At 58.7% G+C, this 24,641-nt stretch carries 24 protein-coding genes, 1 tRNA gene and 1 pseudogene; 12 read left to right on the forward strand and 14 right to left on the reverse strand.

The window, feature by feature from the left end; all coding sequences use genetic code 11:
* Positions 1-14 precede the first annotated feature (14 nt).
* The 3 genes from yihI to hemN are packed head-to-tail and all read left to right on the forward strand — an operon-like array spanning position 15 to position 2,453.
* On the forward strand, positions 15-596 hold the full coding sequence (yihI, locus tag WE862_RS05055) for a Der GTPase-activating protein YihI (RefSeq protein WP_042031914.1): 582 nt from the start codon (positions 15-17) through the stop codon (positions 594-596).
* A gap of 11 nt (positions 597-607) precedes the next feature.
* A complete protein-coding gene (locus tag WE862_RS05060) occupies positions 608-1,048 on the forward strand; it encodes a DUF2489 domain-containing protein (protein ID WP_042031913.1) in 441 nt (146 codons plus the stop codon).
* Between the two features lie 31 nt (positions 1,049-1,079).
* Positions 1,080-2,453: an oxygen-independent coproporphyrinogen III oxidase gene (gene hemN, locus WE862_RS05065; RefSeq protein WP_042031912.1), complete on the forward strand. Its 1,374-nt coding sequence runs from the start codon at positions 1,080-1,082 to the stop codon at positions 2,451-2,453.
* Positions 2,454-3,175: 722 nt separating this feature from the next.
* On the opposite strand, the gene WE862_RS05070 is transcribed toward hemN, so the two are convergent.
* The 3 genes from WE862_RS05070 to WE862_RS05080 form a co-directional block, all read right to left on the reverse strand.
* Positions 3,176-3,544 (reverse strand): hypothetical protein, encoded by a 369-nt coding sequence (locus tag WE862_RS05070; RefSeq protein WP_042031911.1) that lies wholly within the window; start codon positions 3,542-3,544, stop codon positions 3,176-3,178.
* A 1-nt stretch (position 3,545) separates the two neighbouring features.
* On the reverse strand, positions 3,546-4,193 hold the full coding sequence (locus tag WE862_RS05075) for an AAA family ATPase (protein WP_033114791.1): 648 nt from the start codon (positions 4,191-4,193) through the stop codon (positions 3,546-3,548).
* Positions 4,194-4,288: 95 nt separating this feature from the next.
* Positions 4,289-4,465 (reverse strand): hypothetical protein, encoded by a 177-nt coding sequence (locus WE862_RS05080; RefSeq protein ID WP_167334757.1) that lies wholly within the window; start codon positions 4,463-4,465, stop codon positions 4,289-4,291.
* A 749-nt stretch (positions 4,466-5,214) separates the two neighbouring features.
* Between WE862_RS05080 and arcA the strand changes: the two genes are divergently transcribed.
* From arcA to WE862_RS05100, 4 genes are all read left to right on the forward strand, one after another.
* The gene (gene arcA / locus WE862_RS05085) at positions 5,215-6,435 is read left to right on the forward strand and encodes an arginine deiminase (protein ID WP_033114792.1); all 1,221 of its coding nucleotides are present in this window, start codon (positions 5,215-5,217) and stop codon (positions 6,433-6,435) included.
* 62 nt (positions 6,436-6,497) lie between these two features.
* Complete coding sequence (gene arcC, locus WE862_RS05090) at positions 6,498-7,424, forward strand: carbamate kinase (protein WP_339058707.1); 927 nt, start codon at positions 6,498-6,500, stop codon at positions 7,422-7,424.
* Positions 7,425-7,501: 77 nt separating this feature from the next.
* Positions 7,502-8,506, forward strand: a complete 1,005-nt coding sequence (argF, locus tag WE862_RS05095) for an ornithine carbamoyltransferase (RefSeq protein WP_033114793.1) — start codon at positions 7,502-7,504, stop codon at positions 8,504-8,506.
* A 123-nt stretch (positions 8,507-8,629) separates the two neighbouring features.
* Positions 8,630-10,033 (forward strand): YfcC family protein, encoded by a 1,404-nt coding sequence (locus WE862_RS05100; RefSeq protein WP_042031909.1) that lies wholly within the window; start codon positions 8,630-8,632, stop codon positions 10,031-10,033.
* Positions 10,034-10,168: 135 nt separating this feature from the next.
* On the opposite strand, the gene WE862_RS05105 is transcribed toward WE862_RS05100, so the two are convergent.
* From WE862_RS05105 to WE862_RS05120, 4 genes and pseudogenes are all read right to left on the reverse strand, one after another.
* Positions 10,169-10,660, reverse strand: coding sequence for an arginine repressor (locus tag WE862_RS05105; RefSeq protein ID WP_041209520.1), 492 nt, complete (start codon positions 10,658-10,660; stop codon positions 10,169-10,171).
* A 216-nt stretch (positions 10,661-10,876) separates the two neighbouring features.
* Positions 10,877-11,341 carry an aspartate carbamoyltransferase regulatory subunit gene (gene pyrI, locus WE862_RS05110; RefSeq protein ID WP_041209521.1) on the reverse strand — a complete coding sequence of 155 codons (465 nt, stop codon included), beginning with the start codon at positions 11,339-11,341 and terminating at the stop codon, positions 10,877-10,879.
* 16 nt (positions 11,342-11,357) lie between these two features.
* Positions 11,358-12,278 carry an aspartate carbamoyltransferase gene (pyrB, locus tag WE862_RS05115; protein ID WP_041209522.1) on the reverse strand — a complete coding sequence of 307 codons (921 nt, stop codon included), beginning with the start codon at positions 12,276-12,278 and terminating at the stop codon, positions 11,358-11,360.
* 275 nt (positions 12,279-12,553) lie between these two features.
* Positions 12,554-13,097: pseudogene (locus tag WE862_RS05120) on the reverse strand (hypothetical protein).
* 201 nt (positions 13,098-13,298) lie between these two features.
* Between WE862_RS05120 and WE862_RS05125 the strand changes: the two are divergent.
* Positions 13,299-13,375: transfer RNA gene (locus tag WE862_RS05125), tRNA-Trp, on the forward strand.
* Positions 13,376-13,599: 224 nt separating this feature from the next.
* Complete coding sequence (locus WE862_RS05130) at positions 13,600-14,970, forward strand: phosphatidylserine decarboxylase family protein (protein ID WP_041209524.1); 1,371 nt, start codon at positions 13,600-13,602, stop codon at positions 14,968-14,970.
* A 53-nt stretch (positions 14,971-15,023) separates the two neighbouring features.
* On the opposite strand, the gene WE862_RS05135 is transcribed toward WE862_RS05130, so the two are convergent.
* Positions 15,024-15,896 (reverse strand): LysR family transcriptional regulator, encoded by an 873-nt coding sequence (locus WE862_RS05135; RefSeq protein WP_042031907.1) that lies wholly within the window; start codon positions 15,894-15,896, stop codon positions 15,024-15,026.
* 100 nt (positions 15,897-15,996) lie between these two features.
* On the opposite strand from WE862_RS05135, the gene WE862_RS05140 reads away from it, so the two are divergent.
* Positions 15,997-16,494, forward strand: a complete 498-nt coding sequence (locus WE862_RS05140) for a lactoylglutathione lyase family protein (RefSeq protein ID WP_042031906.1) — start codon at positions 15,997-15,999, stop codon at positions 16,492-16,494.
* Between the two features lie 209 nt (positions 16,495-16,703).
* Positions 16,704-18,596, forward strand: a complete 1,893-nt coding sequence (locus WE862_RS05145) for a methyl-accepting chemotaxis protein (RefSeq protein ID WP_042031905.1) — start codon at positions 16,704-16,706, stop codon at positions 18,594-18,596.
* A 69-nt stretch (positions 18,597-18,665) separates the two neighbouring features.
* Here the strand turns inward: WE862_RS05145 and WE862_RS05150 are convergent, their stop codons facing one another.
* The 6 genes from WE862_RS05150 to WE862_RS05175 all read right to left on the reverse strand — a co-directional run bounded on the left by WE862_RS05150 (position 18,666) and on the right by WE862_RS05175 (position 23,251).
* Positions 18,666-19,130, reverse strand: coding sequence for a gamma-glutamylcyclotransferase family protein (locus WE862_RS05150; protein ID WP_042031904.1), 465 nt, complete (start codon positions 19,128-19,130; stop codon positions 18,666-18,668).
* Entirely contained in the window at positions 19,127-19,774 is a 648-nt protein-coding gene (gene pcp / locus WE862_RS05155) for a pyroglutamyl-peptidase I (RefSeq protein ID WP_244463207.1), read from the reverse strand. Before pcp ends, WE862_RS05150 begins: the two co-directional genes overlap by 4 nt.
* 14 nt (positions 19,775-19,788) lie before the next feature.
* Positions 19,789-20,712 carry a DUF979 domain-containing protein gene (locus tag WE862_RS05160; RefSeq protein WP_042031903.1) on the reverse strand — a complete coding sequence of 308 codons (924 nt, stop codon included), beginning with the start codon at positions 20,710-20,712 and terminating at the stop codon, positions 19,789-19,791.
* Positions 20,712-21,407 carry a DUF969 domain-containing protein gene (locus WE862_RS05165; protein ID WP_041209532.1) on the reverse strand — a complete coding sequence of 232 codons (696 nt, stop codon included), beginning with the start codon at positions 21,405-21,407 and terminating at the stop codon, positions 20,712-20,714. Before WE862_RS05165 ends, WE862_RS05160 begins: the two co-directional genes overlap by 1 nt.
* 411 nt (positions 21,408-21,818) lie before the next feature.
* Positions 21,819-22,331, reverse strand: a complete 513-nt coding sequence (locus tag WE862_RS05170; protein WP_033114808.1) for a lipocalin family protein — start codon at positions 22,329-22,331, stop codon at positions 21,819-21,821.
* 17 nt (positions 22,332-22,348) lie between these two features.
* A complete protein-coding gene (locus tag WE862_RS05175) occupies positions 22,349-23,251 on the reverse strand; it encodes an AraC family transcriptional regulator (RefSeq protein ID WP_042031900.1) in 903 nt (300 codons plus the stop codon).
* A gap of 157 nt (positions 23,252-23,408) precedes the next feature.
* Here WE862_RS05175 and yqhD point away from each other — a divergent pair, with 157 nt between their 5' ends.
* The gene (yqhD, locus tag WE862_RS05180; RefSeq protein WP_042031898.1) at positions 23,409-24,572 is read left to right on the forward strand and encodes an alcohol dehydrogenase; all 1,164 of its coding nucleotides are present in this window, start codon (positions 23,409-23,411) and stop codon (positions 24,570-24,572) included.
* The last annotated feature ends 69 nt before the right edge of the window (positions 24,573-24,641 follow it).

Here is a 24,641-nt window from a genome sequence, read left to right on the forward strand (position 1 = left end):
GGAGTTATCCATTCATGTCTGCCAAACAACCCAATCGCAAGCCTGCTGGCAAGCGCAAAGAATCAGAAGCCAGTGCTCAGGAAGGTCGTGAGCGGAAACGTGCGGCCAAGCGCAAGGGCTTGAAAGCGGGCTCTCGCCAGCAAGTCGAGCAGCAGAAAGGCAAGTCAGCCGGCAAACAGGCCAAGGATCCACGTATCGGTTCACGCAAGCCGGTTGCTCTGATTGTTGAAGAGAAGGGCTCCAAGTCCACCGTATCCAAGGCGGTAAAAGAGAAGAAGCTGGTGATGACTCCGGAGCAGGAGCTGGCATCCATCGAGAATGATGACCGTCTCAATGATTTGCTGGATCGCCTCGATGCTGGTGAAACCCTGGAAGCGGCCGAGCAGGCCTGGGTTGACCAGCGGGTTGACCGCTATCAGGAGCTGATGGATGAGCTTGGCATCATCGACAACGACGAGGACGAAGAGATCGATGAAGCCTTCGAGGAGAGCGACTATGAAGAGTCGTTCCAGCCAGCTTCTGAAGATGAGTTGTGGGATCGCTTTACCCAGGTCGATTATCAGCCCGAGACCAAGCCTGAGCCGAAGAAGAAGTGATGAGTGGATGGATGCTGGCCGCCCTGTTGGGCGGCCTGATTTTGTCCGGGCTGGCCATTTATGCAGGTATGCTGCTGGCCAGGCTCCGACGCCAGCAGGCGATGCAGTGGCAGGCTATTGCAGCTCGCAATGAACGAATCCTGGAGAGCGTGCGGGTCATTGCCCATGCGGTGCAGGAGGGGCAGTGCGACTACTCCGAAGGAGCCATTCGGCTGACCAATCTGCTGGATGCGCTGCAGATCAAGGATGGGCGCCCTTTTGCCAGCGAATTTCCCGGTCTCTACGGGTTATACGAGAAGGTGAAGGATATGCCGACCCATGAGGCGCGGCGTGCACTCAAGCGCAATGAAGTGATGAAGATGGATCTCGAGCGCAGCGGTTATGAGGCCGAGCTGGAAGCCCAGATCCTCAAGGATGTGGCACAACTGAAGGATTTTCAGTTAAGCCTATAAGCCATTGATAACAAAAAGAGAGGAAGCGAGCGTGCAAGCAGGACAGATTGTGTGGGATCAGGCCCTGATCGAAAAATATAACTACAGCGGCCCGAGATATACCTCCTATCCCACGGCACTGGAGTTCAACGAGAACTTCGGTTATCCGGATTTTGTTCGTGCTGCCGGGCAGTACCCCGAGCGTCATCTTTCTCTCTACGTTCACATCCCCTTCTGCCACAAACTCTGTTACTACTGTGGCTGCAACAAGGTCATAACCCGTCATCAGCACAAGGCTGACGAGTATCTCGACTATCTCGAACGGGAGATCAAGGCGCAGGCTCCGCTATTCAAACAGCGGCTGGTGACCCAGCTGCACTGGGGCGGTGGCACTCCTACCTATCTCAATGAAAGCCAGACCCGGCGTCTGATGGCCATGCTGCGTGAGCACTTCCATTTTGCCGATGAGGGCGAATTCAGTATCGAAGTCGATCCGCGCGAGATAGAACTTTCGATGCTGGATGTGTTGCGAGAAGTCGGTTTTAACCGTATCAGCCTCGGCGTGCAGGACTTCAACAAGGATGTGCAGGTTGCCGTAAATCGCGAGCAGGATAACGACTTCATTCGCGCCATGCTGGAACGAGCCAGAGAGCTGGGCTTTCGCTCAACCAATCTCGACCTGATCTATGGTTTGCCGCATCAGAACAAGGAGAGCTTCCACCATACGCTGGAAGAGGTGCTCAAGACGGATCCGGCGCGCCTCTCCATCTTCAACTATGCCCATCTGCCCAGCCGCTTTGCTGCGCAGCGCAAGCTGAAGGAAGACGATATGCCTGCTCCGCAGGAGAAGCTGGCCATGTTGCAGGGGACTATCGCGTTCCTTACCGGTCGCGGTTACCAGTTCATCGGCATGGATCACTTTGCCAAGCCGGATGATGAGCTGGCTGTGGCACAACGTGAAGGCAAGCTGCATCGCAACTTCCAGGGCTATACCACCCAGGGGGATTGCGATCTGCTTGGGCTGGGCGTCTCCTCCATCAGCATGATCGGCGATGCCTACTCGCAGAATCAGAAAGAGCTCAAAACCTATTACGGTCAGGTTGAGGAGTTGGGGCATGCGCAATGGAAAGGGTGCTCGCTCAATCAGGATGACTTGATCCGCCGTGAAGTGATCAAGCGGCTTATCTGTGATTTTCGTTTGAATCTCACCACCATTGAGCAGACATTTGGCTTGGATTTCAAAGAGTACTTCGCCGAGGATCTCAAGCTGCTGCAGACCTTTATCGATGATGGGCTGGTGCGCATGACTGATGCCGGGCTTGAGGTATCTTCCACAGGGCAGCTGTTGATCCGCAATATCTGCATGTGCTTCGACGTCTACCTGCGCAACAAGGCTCGCCAGCAGCAGTTCTCTCGCGTGATATAAGTTTTTGTTTGCAGCTCAGAAAACAGAAAAGGGCGCCATCAGTGGCGCCCTTTTCATATGTAGTGTGCTTGAACTGTGACTCAGGGTGGTTTTGGCAAGAAGGCGCTGCGATGGGGCAAGCAATTGCCCGGTGAAACGCAGATAAAAAGATGGGGGCGACTTGCGTCGCCCCCGGTAGTCGTATCGCTCTAATCCTTGAACGAAGTTGCTCCCTGCAATCCCTGACTGTTTACCTCTTCCTTTAGGTTTCCCCTTCCCAATCCTTTGGGGTGTCCTTTAGCCATCTTGGCCTGACGAGTCATCCTGTCCCGTCGCACTTTCTCCGTCCTGGGAGGTGTCCTTTGCCACGTCCTGTGACTAGTCCATTTGCCCAACCCTGGCAGCCAGTCTTCCTGACCGACTTCATTGCGTCCGTGCATGAGTAACTATAAGGATTTTCCGAGAGGCGACAATGGCAAGTTGGAAAACGTTTTTGTGTTGATAGTTAACGAAAGCAATCTCTTTCGATTTATTTGATATAAAACATTGTGTTATTGAAGCTTGCTACTATTTTTAATACGTTATCTTCCGATTATTTCGAGAACATTTTGAGCGCATTGCTCACATATTTAATGGCTGATCTCTTACGCGGCATTATGGTTGCTTTAGAAACAAATATGTCGTCCTGATGGTGATGTCTTTCACCAGCAGGAAAAGGGGAATTTGGGCAAGAAAAGGCGGGGTCAGAAGCGCTGATTGAGGCGCTCGTAGATGGTCTGACGCTCTTCCGGAGTGAGCGAAGAGAAGTAGTGGGTAAAGAGGCGCAGCAGCAGAGATTTGTTCATGCCGTCCTGCTGGGTCAGATTGCCCAACTCATCGATGGCGACGGTACTCATGGAGAAGGTCGCCTTCTTGTAACTGGGCTTGAGGTGTTCACCGCTCTCGATGAAGGCCAGTGCCGTCAGGGCTTCGTCCCGGTGCAGGTTCAGCTCCAGACTGACAACCTTGGGCTTGCCTTTGGCGTAGAACTCCGCATCTTCGATAAACTCGTCGACGGTAAAGTTCTTCTGGTGATGAAGCTGGTGCTTCTTCTTCAAATCGGCCAGACCCATCTCACACCCCCACTTGCAGGAACTCTTTGGCAATGGCTCGGATCTCTTCGGCGGACTTGCCATCCGGCTCGATCTCCATCACCGACAGCCCCTTCTCCTCGCTGTCGTCGTAGACGTTGCGGCCATAGGTGATGGCATTGAGCACATCTACCCCAAAGGAGGAACAAACCTCTTTCGCTTCCAGAATGCGTTTCACCTGATTGGGCAGGGAAGGGCACTGGGTTAGTACAACAGCTGCATTGAGGGTCGGGTTGACCATCTTGCAGGTGGTGATGAGATCTTCCATATGGGGCAGGGTCTTGAGATCCCGACGTTTAGGGCGCAGCGGTATAAGAGCGTGGGTGGCGACTGCCATGGTAGAACGTAGCGCCCGGTTGTCTTGTCCACCACAGTCAACGATGACGTAGTCGTAGCGGTTTTTCAGGCTGAGCAGGTCGTTGCGGATATTGCCGTAGAGCTGGACGCAGTTGATTTGTGGCAGTTCCGGATTGTCGTTGCGCTCCTGGATCCAGTCGGAGGTGGTGCGCTGGGGATCGCAGTCGACCAGCAAAACTTCCCCCTGAAACTGGGATCTGAGGTAGACCGCCAGATTTTGCGCCAGGCAGCTCTTGCCACTCCCTCCTTTTTCTCCGCCCACCAACAAGATCATGACGTTCCCCTATCCATGAGAAAACCGCTGTTTTCAGTATAGGAGGGGCTGCTCTCATAACAAGGCAGGAGGTGGTTTGCCTCCCGCCCAATCTATCAGTAGTGCTGACTACCGCCGCTGGAGCGGCACACATAGTCGGGTACCAGCGTCTGGGGAGCCTTGTCGACATGGCATACCACCATGGGCATGGCCGGGGCTCCTTCTGCCTGCGTGAGGCTGGGTACGAGAGGCAGCAACAGGGTTGCGAACAGCAGCATGGACTTCATTTTCATAACAACTCCTTGGTAACACCATTCATACGTGATCTGGATCACTTTTTGAGTTAAGCCGAGGTTCGACCCAGCGCAAGGAAGAGCGAATAAATTCAGCCAATGAAAAAACTCTCAAAATGAACCTGACGTCAGGCTCTGAATGTCTGGCGGCCAAGATGCTGACTTTGTGCATATTAATGAGCAACAGATAGCTGGGCGGTAATGATATGAGCCGCAGTGCGACCAAGCTGGCGTGAATGCCATGATCTGGGACAAGAAAACAATTATGCAGAGTGAGAAGGATGGGTGACTTTTTATTTATTGGTTAGAGGCGATGAGAGGGTGACATTATTCATAATAGTGCATGGTAAATTCACAGAATATTTTCCATTTAACTTAACCGATTGAAATTAATGATATTGTCCTTTTGTTTCTATCCATCTGGAGAGTGGCGACATGAATGAAATGGCTTTCAATATGAAATATAAAGGGCTTTTTTTAAGTATGTATGCGGGCTTGGTGAATAAGAGAATGTGGGATCTGTTACCCCTATCAAAGATCTTTTCATGAATTTATTCAGTTCTGGGTGAATGTGATCAATCTCTAAGTTTGCAGTGATTGGCAGGTCTAACCTCGCTCTCGAAAGGCAAGGGCAGGATAGAACATAAGCCGATTACCCTACATAAAGAATATCCCGCCTTAGCCACGAGCATGAATAGAAGGAATCTATTCAATCACTCGCAGGGACCACTGCTAGACGGAATATAATCATGAGCAAATTTTATGTAGGTTCTGAAGTTGGCCAATTGCGCCGTGTCATGTTGCACCGCCCCAACCTCAGTCTGAAGCGTCTGACCCCTTCCAACTGCCAGGATCTGCTGTTCGATGACGTCCTGTCTGTTGAACGCGCCGGTCAGGAGCACGACAAATTCGCTCAGGTACTGCGCGATCAGAATGTCGAAGTTTTCCTGCTGACCAATCTGCTGGCCGAGACCCTGGATGTGCCGGAAGCCAAAACCTGGCTGCTGCAACATCAGGTCTCCGACTATCGCCTCGGTTCTTCTTTTGCCAACGACGTGCGCTGCTTCCTGGCTGACATGCCGCACCGCGAACTGGCCCGCATTCTCTCCGGCGGCCTGACCTACTCCGAGATGCCCTACAGCGGCGTCAACATGGTAGTAGGCATGCACGCACCGACCGATTTCATCATCGAGCCGCTGCCCAACCATCTCTTTACCCGTGACACATCCTGCTGGGTTTACGGTGGCGTCTCCATCAACCCGATGGCCAAACAGGCTCGTCGCCGTGAAACCAACCATGTGAAGGCCATCTACCGCTGGCACCCGATGTTTGCCGGTCAGGACTTCATCAAGTACTTCGGTGACGAGGAGCGCGACTACGACAACTCCACCATCGAGGGTGGCGACGTACTGGTTATCGGCCGCGGCGCCGTGCTGATCGGCATGTCCGAGCGCACCACCCCGCAAGGTGTCGAGCACTTGGCTCGCAGCCTGTTCAAACATGGTCAGGCCAAGCAGGTCATCGCCATGGAGCTGCCGAAACACCGCAGTTGCATGCACCTGGATACCGTCATGACCCACATGGATGTCGACACCTTCTCCGTCTATCCGGAAGTCATCCGCAAGGACGTGCAGTGCTGGAGCCTGACTCCGGGCGGTGCTACCGGCATGAACATCAAGGAAGAGGGTTACTTCGTCACCGCTATCGAGAAAGCACTGGGCGTAGATCAGCTGAAAATCATCACCACTGGCGGTGACAGCTTCGAAGCCGAACGCGAGCAGTGGAACGATGCTAACAACGTGCTGACCGTACGTCCCGGCGTGGTGGTGGGTTACGAGCGCAATACCTACACCAACGAGAAATACGACAAGGCCGGTATCACAGTTCTCTCCATCCCGGGTGACGAACTGGGCCGTGGCCGCGGCGGCGCACGCTGCATGAGCTGCCCGATGGAACGCGACAGCATCTGATGAGACGGCGTGGCGCTGGCAGAAGTTGGCGCCACACAGAACCAAACTCGAGATTAACCACTATGAAAAAACCAACTGTCGTCGTCGCTCTGGGTGGCAATGCTCTGCTCCGTCGTGGTGAGCCCCTTGAAGCGGATATCCAGCGCAAGAACATCGCAACTGCCGCCAAAACCATCGCCCTGATCGCTCAGGAGTACAACGTGGTGCTGGTGCATGGCAACGGCCCGCAAGTCGGCTTGCTGGCCCTGCAAAACAGTGCCTACACCAAGGTCTCCCCCTATCCGCTGGATGTGCTGGGTGCCGAGTCCCAGGGGATGATCGGCTACATGCTGATTCAGGAGCTCAAGAATCTGATGCCGAGCCGCAACGTCACCGCGCTGCTGACTCAGGTGCAGGTTGATCCCAAGGATCCGGCCTTCGCCAATCCGACCAAATATATTGGCCCTGTCTACGAAGAAGCGGAAGCCCGCACCTTGGCAGAAGAGAAGCACTGGGTGGTCAAGGCTGACGGCAAGTTCTTCCGCCGCGTAGTGCCGTCCCCGCTGCCCCAGCGCATCGTCGAAGGCGACGCCATCGAAACCCTGATTGCCCAGGGCCACCTCATCATCTGTACCGGTGGTGGCGGCATCCCGGTGACCTGGGATGGTCAGAGCCTGACCGGTATCGAAGCGGTCATCGACAAGGATATGTCTGCCGCCTATCTGGCCAAGCAGATCAAGGCTGATGCCCTGCTGATCCTGACCGATGCCGATGCCGTCTACCTGGATTGGGGCAAACCGACCCAGCGTCCGCTGCGAGTCACCAGCCCGGACGAGCTGGCCGGGGTCAAGTTCGACGCAGGTTCCATGGAACCGAAAGTCGAAGCCTCTTGTGAATTTGTCAAAGCGACCGGCGGCATGGTCGGCATCGGCTCTCTGGAAGATGGCCTCGCCATCCTCAAGGGTGAAGCCGGTACCAATATCGTCGCCACCCGTACCGTGAATGCGTAGTTACAAATCTGTACTGAAGAATGCGTAGTCAACACTACTGCCTAAATTGGTCTGAACAAATATAGAGAGAACTCATCATGGCTTTTAATCTGCGTAACCGTAACTTCCTGAAACTGCTGGACTTCACCCCGCGCGAAATCCAATACATGATCGATCTGGCCATCGACCTGAAGAAAGCCAAATACGGTGGCTACGAGCGCAAGCATCTGGTCGGCAAGAACATTGCTCTGATTTTCGAGAAGACCTCCACCCGTACCCGTTGTGCGTTTGAAGTGGCGGCCTTCGACCAGGGCGCGCAAGTTTCCTACCTTGGCCCAAGCGGTTCCCAGATCGGTCATAAGGAGTCCATGAAGGACACCGCCCGGGTACTGGGTCGCATGTATGACGGTATCGAATACCGTGGCTACGGTCAGGAGATCGTGGAAGAGCTGGGTGCCTACGCCGGTGTACCGGTCTGGAACGGCCTGACCAACGAATTCCACCCGACCCAGATCCTGGCAGACTTCATGACCATGCTGGAGCACGGCAAGGGCAAGCGTCTGGATCAAATCAAGTTCGCCTACCTGGGTGATGCCCGCAACAACATGGGTAACTCCCTGATGGTCGGTGCCGCCAAGATGGGCATGGACATTCGTCTGGTTGCGCCGAAAGCCTTCTGGCCGGAAGAGGAGCTGGTTGCCAAGTGCCGCCTGATCGCCGAAGAGACCGGCGCACGCATCACCCTGACCGAAGATGTGAAAGAGGGTGTGCTGGGCACTGATTTCCTCTACACCGATGTTTGGGTATCCATGGGTGAAGCGAAAGAAGCCTGGGATCAGCGCGTCAAACTGATGACTCCGTATCAGGTCAACATGGATGTCATCAACGCCACCAAGAACCCGGATGTGAAGTTCATGCACTGCCTGCCGGCGTTCCACAACGACGAGACCACCATGGGCAAGGAAGTGGCTGACAAATATGGCATGAAAGGTCTGGAAGTGACCGAGGACGTGTTCGAATCCGAGCACAGCATCGTGTTCGACGAGGCCGAAAACCGGATGCACACCATCAAGGCAGTGATGGTTGCTACGCTGGGCGACTAAGGTCGCAGTAGTGGTGCCGGGGGGTGACCCCCGGCTTTTCGACCATGTGACAGCGGCATAATACCTCTAACCCTACAACCCGCAGCCTGCATGGATACCACACCCACAGAAGGAAGCTGGACCATGACCAAATTCAAGTTCCCGTCAGCCTACACGATACTGTTTGTGCTGATCGCCCTGGTGGCCGCCCTGAGCTGGATAGTGCCGGCCGGCAAATATGAGATGACCATGAACGAAGCCCTCGGCAAAGAAGTGCCGGTGGCCGGTACCTACAAGCTGGTGGATGGCAATCCGCAAGGGATTGTCGATGTATTGCTGGCACCGATCGACGGTCTTTATAACCACGAAACCTATCAGGCAGGGGCCATCGACGTCTCCCTCTTTATCCTGATCATCGGTGGTTTTCTTGGCATTGTGACCAAGACAGGCGCTATCGATGCCGGTATCGAGCGCGTGACCGACCGCCTGCGCGGCCGTGAAGAGTGGATGATCCCGATCCTGATGGCGCTGTTCGCCGCAGGCGGCACCATCTACGGGATGGCCGAAGAGTCGCTGCCGTTCTACACCCTGCTGGTACCGGTGATGATGGCTGCCCGCTTCGACCCGGTGGTGGCTGCTGCAACCGTGTTGCTGGGCGCCGGTATCGGTACTCTCGGTTCCACCATCAACCCGTTTGCGACCGTTATCGCTGCCAACGCGGCCGGTATCTCCTTCACCGACGGTATCTGGCTGCGTGTCGCCATGCTGGTGGCTGGCTGGCTGATCTGCGTTGCCTACGTCATGCGTTACGCCAAGATGGTGCGCAACGACCCGAGCAAATCTCTGGTGGCTGACAAGTGGGATGAAAACCGTGCCCATTTCCTTGGCAACAAGAGCGACCAGATGCTGGAGTTCACCCTGACCCGTAAAATCGTGCTGGGTATCTTCGTCGCCGCCTTCGCCGTGATGATCTATGGTGTGGCCGTGCTGGGCTGGTGGATGGCGCAGATCTCCGGCGTCTTCCTGGCTGCCGCCATCATCGTCGGTATCATCTCCCGCATGAGCGAAGAGGAGCTGACCTCCAACTTCATCGATGGTGCCCGCGACCTGCTGGGTGTGGCCCTGATCATCGGTATCGCTCGCGGTATCGTGGTGGTAATGGACAACGGCATGATCACTCACACCATTTTGCACAGTGCAGAAGGGATCGTGACCGGCCTCTCCACCGTGGTGTTCATCAACGTGATGTTCGTGCTGGAAGTGGTGCTCTCCTTCCTGGTGCCGTCCTCCTCCGGTCTGGCCGTGCTGACCATGCCGATCATGGCGCCGCTGGCCGACTTCGCCAACGTGGGCCGCGAGCTGGTGGTGACTGCTTACCAGTCTGCCTCCGGTCTGGTAAATCTGGTGACCCCGACCTCCGCCGTGGTGATGGGCGGTCTGGCCATCGCCAAGGTGCCCTATGTGCGCTACCTGAAGTGGGTGGCTCCGCTGCTCGGTATCCTGACCGTGCTGATCGTGGCCTGCCTGAGCCTGGGTGCCATGCTCTAATCCAGAGACAAGATAACGCTGAAGACGGGAGCCACGGGCTCCCGTTTTTTATGGACGCAATAAGAGATGGGCACAAAGTAGCGGCCAACAAAAAGGCGACCAGTGGGTCGCCTCAGTGCATTTGAGGGAGAGGGCTTAGCGGGCCTGCTCCAGCGTGCGCACCACGGCGGCGTGGGCCTGACGGGTACGGCTGATATGGCGCGGCGCGACCAGCACCACGTCGTTGCCGGCCACGGCGCCCATGATCTCGGGATTGGCGTTGCGATCGAGCAAGCGGGCCACCACGGTGGCGGCACCCGGAGTGGTGTGGATCAGCACCATCTGCTGGTTGTGTACCACTTCGCGCACCATGTCGTGGATCGAGCGGGTGCTGCCGGCGGGCTCCAGCTGCTCGTCGACCAGGGTGTAGACTTTCTTGCCGTTGGCATTCTGCGCCTTGGCGACGCCGAGACGGCGCAGCAGGCGGGAGATGGTGGACTGGCTGATGTCGGCAAAGCCCCGCTCCGACAGCTCGCGGCGGATCTCTTCCTGAGTGCTGTAGCAGTGCTGGCCGATGATCTGGCGACAGGCATCCAGCTGGGCCAGATCGGGCTCTTGGGCAACGGGACGGCTGAGGGTTTTGACCACGGCGACTTCCTTTGACGATGATCGGAGATGAGCGCTCGATATCTGCCAAATTTGCTGCTTGTTAGCGGAAAATCGGGGCAATCGTGTGATTGGCAGAGAATGAGCGGGCCTTACCATATTGGATGGCAAATTATAGCCGACTGGGAATTTGGTGATGTGACAGGGTTCAAAAATGGGCCCCTTGGGGCCCATGTGGATATCTTTTGAGTCTGGCTATCAGTAGCGTTCGCTGACGATGTCCTGAGTGAAGGACTTCTCGCAGTATTTGCACTTCATCCGCACCGCGCCTTTCACCTCGCGTACCCGGAAGTAGCTCTCAACCGGTTCGTTGTGGGAGATGCAGTTGGAGTTGGGGCAGTGGAACACCCCGGCGATGAACTCTGGCAACTCCAGCTGATGCTTCTTCACCACATTGAAGTCTTCGATGATGTTGACGGTCGCTTTCGGGGCGAACAGCGCCAGCTGGTTGGCTTGCTGCTCGGTCAGGCGGGTGTTCTCGATCTTGATGAGATCCTTTTTGCCGAGCGCGCCGGATTTCAGGTTGAAGCCGACGGTGATCCGCTCCTGGGTCTCCACCAGCTGGAACAGCTTGAGGATCTTGATGCCCTGGCCGGCGGGGATGTGGTCGATGACGGAGCCGTGACGGATGGCTTCGACTTGCAGTTGGTTCTTGTCAGACATGTTGTTCCCCTTTCCCTTAGACAGTTTCGTTCAGTACCAGTGCCAGCAGTGCCTGGCGTGCATAGACCCCGTTCTCCGCCTGCTGGAAGTAGTAGGCGTGGGGGGTCTTGTCGACCGCCACATCGATCTCGTCGACGCGGGGCAGGGGATGAAGGATCTTCATGGTGGGCTTGGCCCCTTCCAGGGTCGCCAGCTCCAGGATGAACTTGGCGGCCATGTGCTTGTATTCGGTCTCGTCGAAGCGCTCTTTCTGGACGCGGGTCATGTAGAGGATATCCAGCTCCGGCATTACCTCTTCCATGGTCTCGTGGATGCTGAACTGAATGCCCTTCTCTTCCAGCTCTTCGCAGATGTAGTCCGGCATCGCCAGCGCTTCCGGGGAGATGAAGAAGAAGCGGCAGTTGAACAGGCTGAGAGCCTGCGCCAGCGAGTGGACGGTGCGGCCGTACTTGAGGTCACCGACGAAGGCGACGTTGAGGCCGTCCAGCTTGCCCTGGGTCTCGCGGATGGAGAAGAGGTCGAGCAGGGTCTGGGTCGGATGCTGGTTGGATCCGTCGCCGCCGTTGATGACCGGCACGCGGGAGAACTCGGAGGCGAGGCGGGCAGCCCCCTCTTTCGGATGACGCATCACCACCGCATCGGTGTAGGAGCCGATGATCTTGATGGAGTCAGCCAGGGTCTCGCCCTTCTTGGCGCTGGTGTTGCCACCGTCGGCGAAGCCGATGATGTTGCCGCCGAGGCGCTGCACAGCGGTCTCGAAGGAGAGGCGGGTGCGGGTGGAGGCTTCGAAGAAGCAGCTGGCAACCAGCTTGTCTTTCAGCAAGCGGGTGTCGGGCTCGGCCTTCAACCGTTGTGCGGTTGAGACTACCAGTTCCATTTCAGACCGGGTCAGGTCCGTGATGGAGATGACATGTTTCTTGTAGAGTGGATTGGTCATCGTCTGCATTCCCTTTGACATCATTGGAGGTTTTTCGGGCACAAAAAAAAGCCCCTGGAAACAGGGGCTTTTTTTAAAAATAACTGGGGAACATCGGGTCGGAAACCGGAAACAACGGGGCCGCTCTGGTGTGCTCCACCCGTTTGCAAAGCTGTTTTTTTCATCAAAAACGGCATCTTCCTGTCCCGACCTTGTTCAAAACCGGACAGATTATAGGGCTGCATTTTTAATTGTCAAAATTTTATTTTCCATGCCTGTTTTGGCCTGAAAAACGTTTAAGTTGCGCGAACGGGACGGCAAACCCACACCTGATGCACTGCTTGCAACGGCTCGCCATCGCGGGCCATGGCACGCAGATAACCGAGTCTGTGGTGCCCCTCCAGCAAGCAGAAGGGGTGGGGCAGGGGATGGCCATTCGGGTAGCTGGCTCCCGCTTCCGGCGCCAGCACGATGACCGGCTCGGGCCAGCTCCCTTCGCTCAGCATCTTCTCGCCGAGCCAGGAGCGACGGACATAACGATTGCTGCGCAGCATCTCGCCCCAGCGCTCGATTACCTCCATATGGCGGGAGTCTATCTGCTCGATAATCTGCGCGGTGGGCCAGCTTTCGCATGCGAACTGGTGGCTGGCGAGATTCGATAAAGCTCCAGTTGGACTCAAAACCGCGCCAATGACGGTAAATCCACTGGGAAAGCACATTTTCGGGGATGAAGGGCACCAGCGGGGCGACCCGGGCCAGGTAGTCGGGCAGGGACTCTGTTTTGCGTTCGTCCCTGAAGTTGAGGGGCGCAAGTTGTTGTAGCAGTCGGTAATTGAGCATAAGCAGCCTCCCGGTACCTGCTTTCACCCTACCCCCATTTATGCCCCATTCCTACCCCGCTGAGTCTGGAAATACAGCAAGTTACTCCTCGTTGCTGCACAAATCGGCGCGACTTGTTCGGGATTTGTGCAATCGCATTAAAAGTGTGAAAAAAGCCTTTACCTTTGAAACCCGCTTTGTATACTACGCCTCGTTTGTTGCAGGGGCGTAGTTCCAATTGGTAGAACAGCGGTCTCCAAAACCGATGGTTGCGGGTTCGAGTCCTGCCGCCCCTGCCATTTAATTCAAGAAAAGCCAGCTCATCGAGCTGGCTTTTCGCTTTCTGGCGTTTGCCACTCTCCCCGCTAGCTCTCTTTCTTGCCGTTTGCCTCTGCCACATCTGTCAATTGAGGCCTCTCTACCCCTGTGCTACACCTTGCTTCTTGTCAGATGGTGCCCTGTTGCCCGGCGTCTGTACTGCATCCGGTTGGCCTGAGGCGCTTCAATCCAAGGAGACAGATCGATGAACAAAGCGGTGGAGACTCGTCACAATCACACCCACGCCGGCGGCTGGGTACCCCGGGATCAGGTGCATGTGGAGCGCTGGGTGCAGCGGTTGCGGCAGGCGGTTACCCGTCAGCCCCGCCCGCTGGTGGCACCGATCGCCGAGCTGAAGGCGCTGGTCGAACAGGAGCCGGCGCTGCATCTGCAGGCGCAGGCGATGTTTGACGAGGCGTGGCAGCACAAGCACAGAACCCCGCTCGGTCAGGTCGAGGTGCGCAGCTTCGAAGAGTTTCTGCTGCTGCTCAACGGCATCATGACCACGGCGCCGGAAGCCTATCAGGATGTGCAGAGCCACGAGCCGGCCGGGCTCATCGGCTTTCCCATCAATGCCCTGCTCAACTGGCCCATGGCGACGGCTGCCGGTTACGGCTTCTTTGCCAACGAGCTGGTGAACCAGCAGCTGCGCAAGATCCTCGGCTACTGGGCCAATTTCCTGCAAAGTCCGGCCTCCCGCTATGTGCTGACCGAGTCGGTCAGTCCGCTCGATCGTCAGACCCTGATTGTCCCCTGGCTGGGTGACGTGGCGAAACGGGAGATGGTCAAGGTGGCGCAGGGGGCGCTCGGTGCCGGAGACAACCCCACACCGGACAGCTTCGAGGGGATCTTCCACTCCACTCCGGGTGCCGAATATGAAGGGTTTGCCAGCTGGGACGACTTCTTCACCCGCCGCTTTCGCCCCGGCGTGCGGCCGGTAGCTGCCCCCGACGATGACAACGTGATCGCCAACGCCTGCGAATCGGCCCCGCTGCAGGTGGCCAAAAGAGTGCGCCGGCAGGACTCCTTCTGGCTCAAGGGGCAGCCCTACTCGCTGGACAACCTGCTCGACTTCGACCCGCGCGCCGCCCAGTTCGAGGGGGGCACCATCTATCAGGCCTTCCTCAGTGCCCTCAGTTATCACCGCTGGCACAGCCCGGTGAGCGGTACGGTGCGCTCGGTCAAGGTGGTCAACGGCAGCTACTACCTGGCCAACCGCCATCAGGGTTTTGGCAACCTCGACGGCGCCGACCCGAGCGCCCCCAACCAGTCGCAACCCTTCCTCACCGCGGTGGCGACCCGCGCCCTGATCTTTATCGAGGCGGACAACCCCAAAATCGGTCTGATGTGTGTGGTGCCGGTCGGGATGGCCGAAGTGTCGAGCTGCGAGGTGACGGTGCAGCCGGGGCAGCGGATCGAGAAGGGTGAACAGCTCGGGATGTTCCACTTCGGTGGCTCCACCCACTGCCTGCTGTTCCGCCCCGGGGTCGAGCTGGAGTTCGATTTCTATGGCCAGCAGCCGGGGCTGGAGGCGACCAACCTGAGGATCAATACGGCGCTGGCGCGGGTCAAATAACCCAGCCGCCGGACAGTAAAAGGCCGCCCTTGGGCGGCCTTCTTATTTGCGCATCAGCTGGCGCCGACCTGCGTCTTGAGGGTTTCCACCAGCCGCTGGTGGCGGGCGGGGAGCGGCCACTCGGCGCGGTAGATCAGCCAGAGGGTGTCGATCACCTCGATCCGGCTCTGGAGCACCCGGATCTTCTCCTGTTGGGCAAAGGCGGTGACGGCGAAGCGGGGCAGCACGGTAAAGCCGAGGCCACGGGCGACCGGCTCCAGGATCAGGCCGATCTGGTTGGTAAAGCCGCGCAGCGGGATCTCGTCGAAGCGCTGGCCGGGGTAGCGCCGTCCCAGCAGGCGTTGAGCCATGCTGCGGCCATCCGGGTGATCGATAAAGCCGAGCTGACAGAGGTGCTGCCAGCTCTGCTCCTCGCCGTCGTTGGGCACCACCAGACAGAGGGGCTCGCGGGCGAAGGGCTCGGCGGCGATGCTGGGGTGCTCCGGCGGTTGATCCACCAGTCCCAGATCGCTGCGCCCTGCCAGTACCGCCTGCACTATGTCGGGGGTGGGGGCAAAGCGGTGCTGGATGGTGAGTCCGGGGTGCTCCTGTTGCTGGTCGAGCAGCAGGGGATAGAGCAGCAGGCCGATGCTGCCGGGGGTGGTGAGGGTGATGGCGCCGCGGTGAGGATCGTCGTCAGAGAGACGGGCTCGCAGCTGTTCGGCGGCCTGCTCCTGCTGGCGGGCGAAGTCGAGCAGCACCAGCCCGCGCGGGGTGAGCTCCAGCAGACGGGGCTTGCGCAGCAGCAGGGGGCCGAATTCGGCCTCGAGGCGCGAGATATGCTGACTGACGGCGGCCTGAGTGAGATCCAGCCGATCGGCGGCACGGGTAAAACTGCCGGTTTCATGCACCACCAGCAGGGTGTGGAGCCAGAGTGGATTAACCATAAATTTAATTTATGCCTTCCATTAGTTTGACCTTATTTTTCATTATGGCGCCTCTTCCTATCATGTCACCTGTTTCCCACACACAATTTCAAGGTGACTTATGACTTACCCGCGCAACTTCTCCCACATCGGCATCACGGTGACTGACCTCGACAAGGCAGTCGAGTTCTATACCAAGGTGATGGGCTGGTATCTCATCATGCCGGCGACCACCATCAGCGAGGATGACTCCGCCATCGGCGTGATGTGCAACGACGTATTTGGCCCGGGCTGGGGCTCCTTCCGCATCGCTCATCTCTCCACCGGCGACAAGATCGGCATCGAGCTGTTCGAGTTCCCCAACAGCGAGCAGCGCGAAAACAACTTCGAATTCTGGAAGACCGGGGTGTTCCACTTCAGTGTGCAGGATCCGGATGTCGAGGGGCTGGCGGCGCGCATCGTCGCGGCGGGCGGCAAGCAGCGGATGCCGGTGCGCGAGTACTATCCGGGCGAGAAGCCCTACCGCATGGTCTACATGGAAGATCCCTTCGGCAACATCATCGAGATCTACAGCCACAGCTATGAGCTGACCTACTCCGCCGGTGCATATCAGGGGTAAGTGACAGGCCGCCTTCGGGCGGCCTGCTGCTTTGTTGTGGTGATGGTCAGTAGCATGGAATAGCGATCTTGCTCACACGGATAGCGGCTTCTGTTGTTGATAGATGTAAAAGTATACAGATTCACTAAAGTCTGTTCAGAGAGTGGCCGATAGCCTCTATTACATCAGGGTCTTTCCCTGCTTCGTCACAACAACAAGGATCTGTCGTCATGACCCTCTCTTTGCGCGGCAAGCTGCTGGCAACCAGTCTCGGGGTGGTGCTGCTGATGGCATCACTGCTCGGCATCGTTGCCTTTCACACCCTCAAATCCCGCACCATGAGCGCCATCCAGAGCGAGGCGGTCAACTATGGTCACGCCTACTCGGTCGCCATCGGCGACTGGATGGCGGATCGCAAGAACACGGTGCACGCGCTGGTGAACCTGATCGCCGACAACCCGCAGGCCGAGCTGGTGCCGCACCTGAAGCAGGCCTACACCTCGGGCGGCTTCGGCCTCACCTACTTTGGTTCCACCCAGGGGGTGATGACCCGCCAGGACCCTTCCCTCAACACCGGCAACTATGACCCGCGCGAGCGCCCCTGGTATCAGGATGCGGTGAAGGCGGGGCAGCTCATCGTCACCGCTCCCTATGTCAGTGTCACCATGCAGAAGCTGGTGGTGACCCTCTCCGAGCCGGTGCGCCATCAGGGCGAGCTGGTCGGCGCCGTGGGGGCCAACCTGGCGCTCGACAAGCTGATCGACGAGGTGCTGGCGATGCAGGTGCAGGGCGAGGGGTATGCCATGCTGCTCGACAGCAGCGGCCTCATCGTTGGTCACCCCAACAAGGAGCTGGCGCTCAAGCAGATTGGCGAGCTCTCCCCCGATCTGTCGGCGGCCACCTTCCAGCAGTGGGGCCGCGAGAACAACGAACTGCACGCCGCTACCCTCGACGGGCGCGACGTGCTGCTGGCGGTACAGCCGGTGGCGGGCACCGACTGGCTGCTGGCGATGGTGATGTATCGTGACGTGCTGGAGGCGCCGCTCGCCTCCCTGTTGTGGCAGCTGGTGGGGCTGACACTGCTGCTGATGCTGGTGTTCAGCGCCCTCCTCACCGCCATGTTCAAATATCTGTTTGCCGATCTGGGCCGGGTGGCCGGTGCGCTGCACGACATCGCTCACGGCGAGGGGGATCTCACCGTCCATATCGACACCCGCAGTCAGGATGAGGTGGGTCAGCTGGCGCGCAACTTCAACCAGTTCGTGGCCCGGCTGCACGGCATTGTCAGCCGGTTGCGGGATGTCACCGTCGAGCTGGCGGCCCAGTCCCGCGCTCAGGCGGCTGGCGCCCACTCCCGCAGCCAGCGGGTGCGTCAGCAGCAGGACGAGATCGTGATGGTGGCGACCGCGGTGACCGAGATGGCCTCCGCCACGCAGGAGATCGCCGGCAACGCCGAATTTGCCGCCACCACCTCCGGCGAGGCGGTCAAACTGGCGGTCGCGGGCCAGTCGCAGGTCGGCCAGAGCCAGCGCAGCATCACCGGGCTGGCGGACGAGGTGGCTGATGCCAGCCAGATCATCAACGAGCTGGATGCCCACGCCCAGAAGATCAGCGGCATTCTGGCCACCATCAGCGGCATTGCCGAGCAGACCAACCTGCTGGCGCTCAACGCCGCCATCGAGGCGGCGCGGGCCGGTGAGCAGGGGCGCGGCTTCGCGGTAGTGGCGGACGAGGTGCGGGTGCTGTCGCGCCGTACCCACGACTCTACCGACGAGATCCAGCAGATGATCGAGACCCTGCAGCAGACCACCCGTCGCGCCGTGGGCGGCATGGAGACCAGTCGCCAGCTGGCGGGCACCAGCGTGGAGGATGCGGAGTCCGCCAACCAGAGTCTGGCGCGGATCAACGAGGCGATCGGCTCCATCAGCGACATGGCGACCCAGATTGCGGCGGCGGCCGAAGAGCAGACCTCGGTCACCAGCGAGATCAGCCGCAACACCGAGAATATCCGCCACGTCTCGCAAGAGCTGGCCGAGCAGGCCAATCAGGAGGCGGCGCAGGCGGCGGAGCTGAAGGCGCTGACCGAGCGGCTGGAACAGGAGATCGGCCGTTTCCGGCTCTGATCCTCAGGCCATCTTCCATGAAAAAGGGCAGCCCGCGGGCTGCCCTTTGTTATTTATTGTCGCTGACCGTCAGGCTGCGCTCTCCAGCTGCGCCAGATGGAAGGCGCGCCAGTTGCCGTCGGGCAGGTAGTGCTTGCCCTGCTGCCATTTGGGATCGTGCTGCACCACGTAGCGGTAGTGGTAGGCCTGCTGCTGGCCGACATAACGCCCTTGCGCCGGGTCGAAGATCTCTACCTCGATGAGCTGGCGCAGATATTCGCTCTGGGGATCATCCTCGCCGTGGAAGTTCTCCATCTCGTCGAGGGCCGCGATGGCGGCAGGGAAGTCGTCCAGCACAAACAGCTCGCCATAGACCCAGTCATCCCCCTGCAGCAGGGCGGGGTAGCCCTTGTGCTGCAGGTGGTAGAGGGCGCCGCGCACCCGGGCGCGCCGGGGCGTCTGGCTCACGTGGTGAGCCAGATAGCGGCGGTAGTTGAACAGCCCGTCCATCAGGCTGCCGTAGACGAACAGCGGGCGTGGCTGGCAAAGGCTCATGAGATCTCGCCGCCCACGACCTTGATATCGCCATCCTGCTGCAGCACCACCGCCTCGATGGCCAGCGCCAGCGCGCGGGTAATCTCGCTCATGGCGAGGCAGGGCTGGTTCACCTTGTCCGCTACCTGCTCGGTGATGTAGGGAACGTGGATAAAGCCGCCGCGCACCGCCGGGAACTCTTTCTCGATCAGGTAGTGCAGCTGGTACATGATGTGGTTGCAGACGAAGGTGCCGGCAGTGTTGGAGACCGCCGCCGGAATGCCGTTCTCCTTGATGCGCTGCACCATCCCCTTGAGGGGCAGACGGGAGAAGTAGGCCGGTGCGCCATCGGCCTGAATCACTTCGTCGATGGGTTGCTGCTGCTCGTTGTCGGGGATGCGGGCATCGTCGATGTTGATGGCGACCCGCTCCGGGGTAATGGCGAAGCGGCCGCCCGCCTGACCGACGTTGATCACCACGTCGGGCTGGTGCTGGCGCATCAGCTCCGCCAGCAGGGTGGCTGACTTGCCGAATACGGTGGGGATCTGCGCCTTGATCACGGTGGCGTCCAGAATGGTCTCTGGCAGGCGCTTGACCGCCTCCCATGCCGGGTTGATAGGCTCGCCGCCGAAGGGGTCAAAACCGGTAATCAGTACTTTCATCATCTTCTCCCGAATGGTCAGAATGCCCAGAAATACATGAGTGCGATATGGATCAGCACCAGCGTCAGCGCCATCGGCACCTGCACCTTGATCACCTTGTTGAGATCCTTCATCTCCAGCAGGGCGGCGGGCAGGGCGTTGAAGTTGGCGGCCATGGGGGTCATCAGGGTGCCGCAGAAGCCGGCGGTCATCGCCAGCGCACCGGCCACCACCGGGTCACCGCCCTGGGCAATGACGAAGGGGATGCCGATGCCAGCGGTGATGACGGTGAAGGCGGCGTAGGCGTTGCCCATGATCATGGTGAAGACCATCATGCCGAGGCAGTAGGCCACCACCCCGACGAAGGGGCTGCCGACCGGCACCACGGTGGAGATGCCGTGGGAGATGACATCGCCGACGCCGGATTTGTTGAAGATCACCCCGAGGGCGGCCAGCAGTTGCGGCAGAATGCCGGTGATGCCGACCTGCTGGATCATCCGATCCGAGTCACCCACTACGGTAGCGGGGGTGGCACGAGTCAGCAGTACCGTGATGACGAAGGCGATGACCGCCGCCAGACCGATACCGACCTGACCGCCAAGGGGAGTGAACTGGGCGATCACCACCGCCAGCGCGGCCAGCAGGATGCAGGGGAGGAAGATCCGGTTGCCGATGCGGTTGGCGTGGCGCTGGGACTCCTCCTCGCTCGCCTGCTCCAGCTTGCCGATCTTCACCTGCTTGAGCAGGGTGATGACCCCCATGGTGAGGATCAGCACGCCATTGATGACATTGGGGATATAGCTGCCGAAGGCAAACAGCACACCCAGGATGGTCCAGAACAGGGCGGTACCGATTTTGGCCGGGTGGCTGGGGTCACGCAGGACGCGCCAGGCGCTGCTGAACAGGATGACACCGATCAGCACATAAAAGAGTTCGAGCATGTTGGGGATGAGGGTCGCCATTATTGTTGCCCCTCCTTGTCACTGCTCACGGTATATGTCTTGGCCATCTGACGGTCAAACCACATATTGGAAATCGCCACCATCAGCAGGGCGATAATGGCGATTGGCATGGATGCCTTGGCAATATCGACGGCAGAGACGCTATATCCAAGAGATTCAAATGTGCCGACGATCAGCAATACCCCGGCGGAGGCGACGAAGGTATTCTGGGCAAAGAAGTTGCCGTAGTTTTCGGTGGCGGAAACTCGCGCCTTGATATATTCCTCGTCCTCTTCGCTTAATTTTCCGTGCACCTTGGTGGCGGCTGCCTGAGTCATGGGGTTGACCAGCGGACGAATAAATTGGGTATGACCCTGAACCCGTACCGAGAAGAGACCGGCCAGCTCGCGGATAAACATATAGAGGGTCATGAACTTGCCCGGGGTGAGCTTCTTGATCCGCTCGATCAGGGTGACTGCCTGCTGTTTGAGGCCGTAGCGTTCACAGATGCCGATCATCGGCAGGGTCAGCAGAAACAGCGTCACCATGCGGTTGGAGACGAAGGCTTCCCCCAGCAGGGAGAGGCAATCGGTCATGGAGAGACCGGAGACCAGCGCCGTGGTGACGGCGGCCACCAGTACGACAGCCAGGGTGTCGAGTTTGAAATAAAAACCCAACAAAATAATAAGAATGCCGCTCAGTTTAATCCATTCCAATTAGCCACCTCGTTAAAGTGAATATTTATGTGTAATTTTTGGTAGCCGAGTTGTTTATCACCAGACTCCGGGGATGGCAACAAATAATCACTTTGGTGGGATTCGTTTGGTTTTTAATTACGTTTCGCTGTTTGTTTATTGCTCTCTGGTCAACGGTGAATCCCGTTATTTTGACGCTATTTCGTTTCACCTTAATCAGCGGTGGCAATGATTGCCGGTGCCTGTGTGGCAAGGCAGAACTGACAATATGGCTATTATTTGTTGCGTTATTGGCAGGGCCTGATGCAGCTTCGCAATATATTGGCAACAACCAACCAGCGGTATTTTTATGGCCGCGAAGGTAGCGTTGGGATATTAACTGGAAAGGAAAAACAAGCCGGTGGCGAAGGCGTTTCGCCACCGGTAGCGGGGTCAATGACTCTGTTTGACCCAGATAAGTTGGTCGGTGGCAAAGCCCAGCGACTTCGCCTTGGCGACCAGCGCATCCACCTTTGCCTTGGGTGGGTTGGGTGAGCGGGAGAGGATCCAGAGGTAGTCGTGGTTGTAGCTGGTCACCAGCGAGAGCTGGTAATCGGGATCGAGATCGATGACGTTGTAGCCGCCGTAGAAGGGGCCGAAGAAGCTCACCTTGAGCCGTGCCTCGTCAGGGCTGCCGACGAAGTAGGCCTTGCCCTCGGCTTCGCGCCAGCTGCCATCGCTCTGCTTGCCGCGGTTGAGCACCTTGACGCCGCCATCGTCGCGCAGGCTGTAGGTGGCACTCACCTGCTCCAGCCCGCGTTCGAAACCGTGGTCGAGGCGGGCAATCTCGTACCAGGTGCCGAGATAGCGGTCGAGCTGGAAGCCGGTGACGGGGCGGATGCCGTCGGCGAGGCCGGTGCAGGCCGTCAGCAGCCAGACGGTAAACAGACAAAGCAGTGAACGCATAGGTAATCCCTCTCTCGTTATCCCTCTATGATGCGAAGTTGGCCATCCCGAAAGCGGGAGGCCTGATCTGTCGGCGTGCTGCCGAAGAACCGTTTGTACTCCCGGCTGAACTGGGAGTTGCTCTCGTAACCGACTCTGGCGGCGGCTGCCCCCGCCTTGATGCCGTCGTGCAGCATCATCAGACGCGCCTTGTGCAGGCGAAACGACTTGATGTACTGCAGCGGCGAGGTGGCGGTGACTGCCTTGAAGTGGTGGTGAAAGGCGGAGACGCTCATGTTCACCTCCCGCGCCAGCTCCTCCATGGTGAGGTTGTCGGCGTAGCGCTGCTCTATCATACGCAGCACCCGGGCTATCTGGCCCACATGATTGTGGCGGTTGGCGAGCGCCTGCAACGCCGGGCCGCCCCCCTCGGTGAGGGCGTGAAACAGCATCTCCCGCACTGTTTGCGGCCCCAGCACCTTGGCGTGCAGCGGGTTGTCCATCAGCTCGATCAGCCGTTCGGCGGCGCAGAACATGGTCTCCGACAGGGGGACCGAGTGGACGCCGCTCTTTTGCGGTGCGGGGGCGGGCAGGGCATCGCCCAGCTCCAGCAACAGCTCCTGCAGGATGACCAGATCGATCTCGATGGAGAAACCGATCAGGGGCTGCTCGGGGGAGGCGAAACACTCGCACTCGCAGGGCAGCGGCAGGGTCATCAGCAGGTAGTGGTTGGGGTCGTAGCGAAATACCTGATCCGCCAGATAGCCCACCTTGTGCCCCTGCAGGATCACGATCATCCGCGGCTGGTAGAGCACCGGAGTACGGCCGTGGTACTCGGTGGTGTAGATGAGATTGACCTGTTTCACCGGGGAGGGGGAGATGCCGGGGATGGTGACGTGGCGGGCCACTCTGGCGGCGAGGTCGCTGTAACGGTTTTGCATGGGGGCTCTTTGATTCGTCTGTTCCAGTTTTCGCTGCTTTGTAGAAATAGGCAAGAATCAAGCAGGATGTTGTCTTGATGGTAGGGTGGTTCTGGAGAAAAATGCAATCACGATTTCGCGGCCAGGCCGCCCTGACTATCAGAAGAAGGCAATGTCGATGAACAACTTTACTCTCCATACCCCGACCAAAATCCTGTTCGGCCAGGGGCAGATCGCCCAGCTGCGCGACCAGCTCCCGAGCGATGCCCGTGTCATGATCACCTACGGTGGCGGCAGCGTGGTACGCAGCGGCCTGCTGGAGCAGATCCGCAGCGAACTGGCTGGCTTCACTCTGTTTGAATTTGGCGGCATCGAGCCCAACCCGGCCTACGAGACCCTGATGGGCGCCGTGGAGCTGGCCCGTGCCGAGCGGGTCGACTTCCTGCTGGCCGTTGGCGGTGGCTCGGTGCTCGATGGCACCAAGTTTATCGCCGCTGCCGCGCACTACGATCCGGCCATGGATCCCTGGCACATTCTCGAGACCGTCGGCAGCGAAGTGCGCTCCGCCATTCCGCTCGGTTCGGTGCTGACCCTGCCGGCAACCGGTTCCGAAATGAACATGGGTGCCGTCATCACCCGTCGCAGCAGTGGTGACAAGGTGCACTTCTTCTCGCCGTTCGTGATGCCGCGCTTTGCCGTGCTCGATCCGGTGCTCACCTACACCCTGCCCGAGCGTCAGGTGGCGAACGGAGTGGTGGATGCTTTCGTCCACATCGTGGAGCAGTACCTCACCTATCCGGTCAACGCCAAGGTGCAGGATCGCTTCGCCGAAGGCTTGTTGCTGACCCTGATTGAAGAGGGCCCCAAGGCGCTGGCCGAACCGCACAACTATGAGGTGCGCGCCAACATCATGTGGAGTGCCACCATGGCGCTGAACGGCCTGATCGGTGCCGGTGTGCCGCAGGACTGGGCTACCCACATGCTGGGTCACGAGCTGACCGCTCTGCATGGCCTTGACCATGCCCAGACTCTGGCAGCCGTGCTGCCCGCCCTGCTGCAGGCCAAGCGCAAACAGAAGCATGCCAAGCTGCTGCAATACGCCGAGCGGGTGTGGGGTCTGCACAGCGGCAGCGAAGCGGAGCGCATCGACGATGCCATCGCCGCGACCCGCGACTTCTTCGAGCGGATGGGGGTCAAGACCCGGCTGCGCGACTACGGTCTCAAAGATCTGGGTATCGATACCCTGATCGGCAAGCTGGGTGAGCACGGCATGAGCCGTCTGGGCGAGCACGGCGATATCGATCTGGTGCAGAGTCAGCATATTTATGAAGCTGCCTGGTAAAAGCCCCGAAGCGGGCGCCAACCGGCGAAACGATTGAATATCGAGGGCCGCCTCCTGCCAGCTGGCGGG

The organism is Aeromonas jandaei (assembly GCF_037890695.1).
GTDB classification, from domain to species: domain Bacteria; phylum Pseudomonadota; class Gammaproteobacteria; order Enterobacterales; family Aeromonadaceae; genus Aeromonas; species Aeromonas jandaei.

Coding starts and splice junctions, on each gene's coding strand:
- yihI (WP_042031914.1), top strand. CDS start 15: ATGTCTGCCAAACAACCCAATCGCAAGCCTGCTGGCAAGCGCAAAGAA.
- WE862_RS05060 (WP_042031913.1), top strand. CDS start 608: ATGCTGGCCGCCCTGTTGGGCGGCCTGATTTTGTCCGGGCTGGCCATT.
- WE862_RS05070 (WP_042031911.1), bottom strand. CDS start 3,544: ATGGGTCTGGCCGATTTGAAGAAGAAGCACCAGCTTCATCACCAGAAG.
- WE862_RS05075 (WP_033114791.1), bottom strand. CDS start 4,193: ATGATCTTGTTGGTGGGCGGAGAAAAAGGAGGGAGTGGCAAGAGCTGC.
- WE862_RS05080 (WP_167334757.1), bottom strand. CDS start 4,465: ATGAAAATGAAGTCCATGCTGCTGTTCGCAACCCTGTTGCTGCCTCTC.
- arcA (WP_033114792.1), top strand. CDS start 5,215: ATGAGCAAATTTTATGTAGGTTCTGAAGTTGGCCAATTGCGCCGTGTC.
- arcC (WP_339058707.1), top strand. CDS start 6,498: ATGAAAAAACCAACTGTCGTCGTCGCTCTGGGTGGCAATGCTCTGCTC.
- argF (WP_033114793.1), top strand. CDS start 7,502: ATGGCTTTTAATCTGCGTAACCGTAACTTCCTGAAACTGCTGGACTTC.
- WE862_RS05100 (WP_042031909.1), top strand. CDS start 8,630: ATGACCAAATTCAAGTTCCCGTCAGCCTACACGATACTGTTTGTGCTG.
- pyrI (WP_041209521.1), bottom strand. CDS start 11,341: ATGTCTGACAAGAACCAACTGCAAGTCGAAGCCATCCGTCACGGCTCC.
- pyrB (WP_041209522.1), bottom strand. CDS start 12,278: ATGACCAATCCACTCTACAAGAAACATGTCATCTCCATCACGGACCTG.
- WE862_RS05130 (WP_041209524.1), top strand. CDS start 13,600: ATGAACAAAGCGGTGGAGACTCGTCACAATCACACCCACGCCGGCGGC.
- WE862_RS05135 (WP_042031907.1), bottom strand. CDS start 15,896: ATGGTTAATCCACTCTGGCTCCACACCCTGCTGGTGGTGCATGAAACC.
- WE862_RS05140 (WP_042031906.1), top strand. CDS start 15,997: ATGACTTACCCGCGCAACTTCTCCCACATCGGCATCACGGTGACTGAC.
- WE862_RS05145 (WP_042031905.1), top strand. CDS start 16,704: ATGACCCTCTCTTTGCGCGGCAAGCTGCTGGCAACCAGTCTCGGGGTG.
- WE862_RS05150 (WP_042031904.1), bottom strand. CDS start 19,130: ATGAGCCTTTGCCAGCCACGCCCGCTGTTCGTCTACGGCAGCCTGATG.
- pcp (WP_244463207.1), bottom strand. CDS start 19,774: ATGATGAAAGTACTGATTACCGGTTTTGACCCCTTCGGCGGCGAGCCT.
- WE862_RS05160 (WP_042031903.1), bottom strand. CDS start 20,712: ATGGCGACCCTCATCCCCAACATGCTCGAACTCTTTTATGTGCTGATC.
- WE862_RS05170 (WP_033114808.1), bottom strand. CDS start 22,331: ATGCGTTCACTGCTTTGTCTGTTTACCGTCTGGCTGCTGACGGCCTGC.
- WE862_RS05175 (WP_042031900.1), bottom strand. CDS start 23,251: ATGCAAAACCGTTACAGCGACCTCGCCGCCAGAGTGGCCCGCCACGTC.
- yqhD (WP_042031898.1), top strand. CDS start 23,409: ATGAACAACTTTACTCTCCATACCCCGACCAAAATCCTGTTCGGCCAG.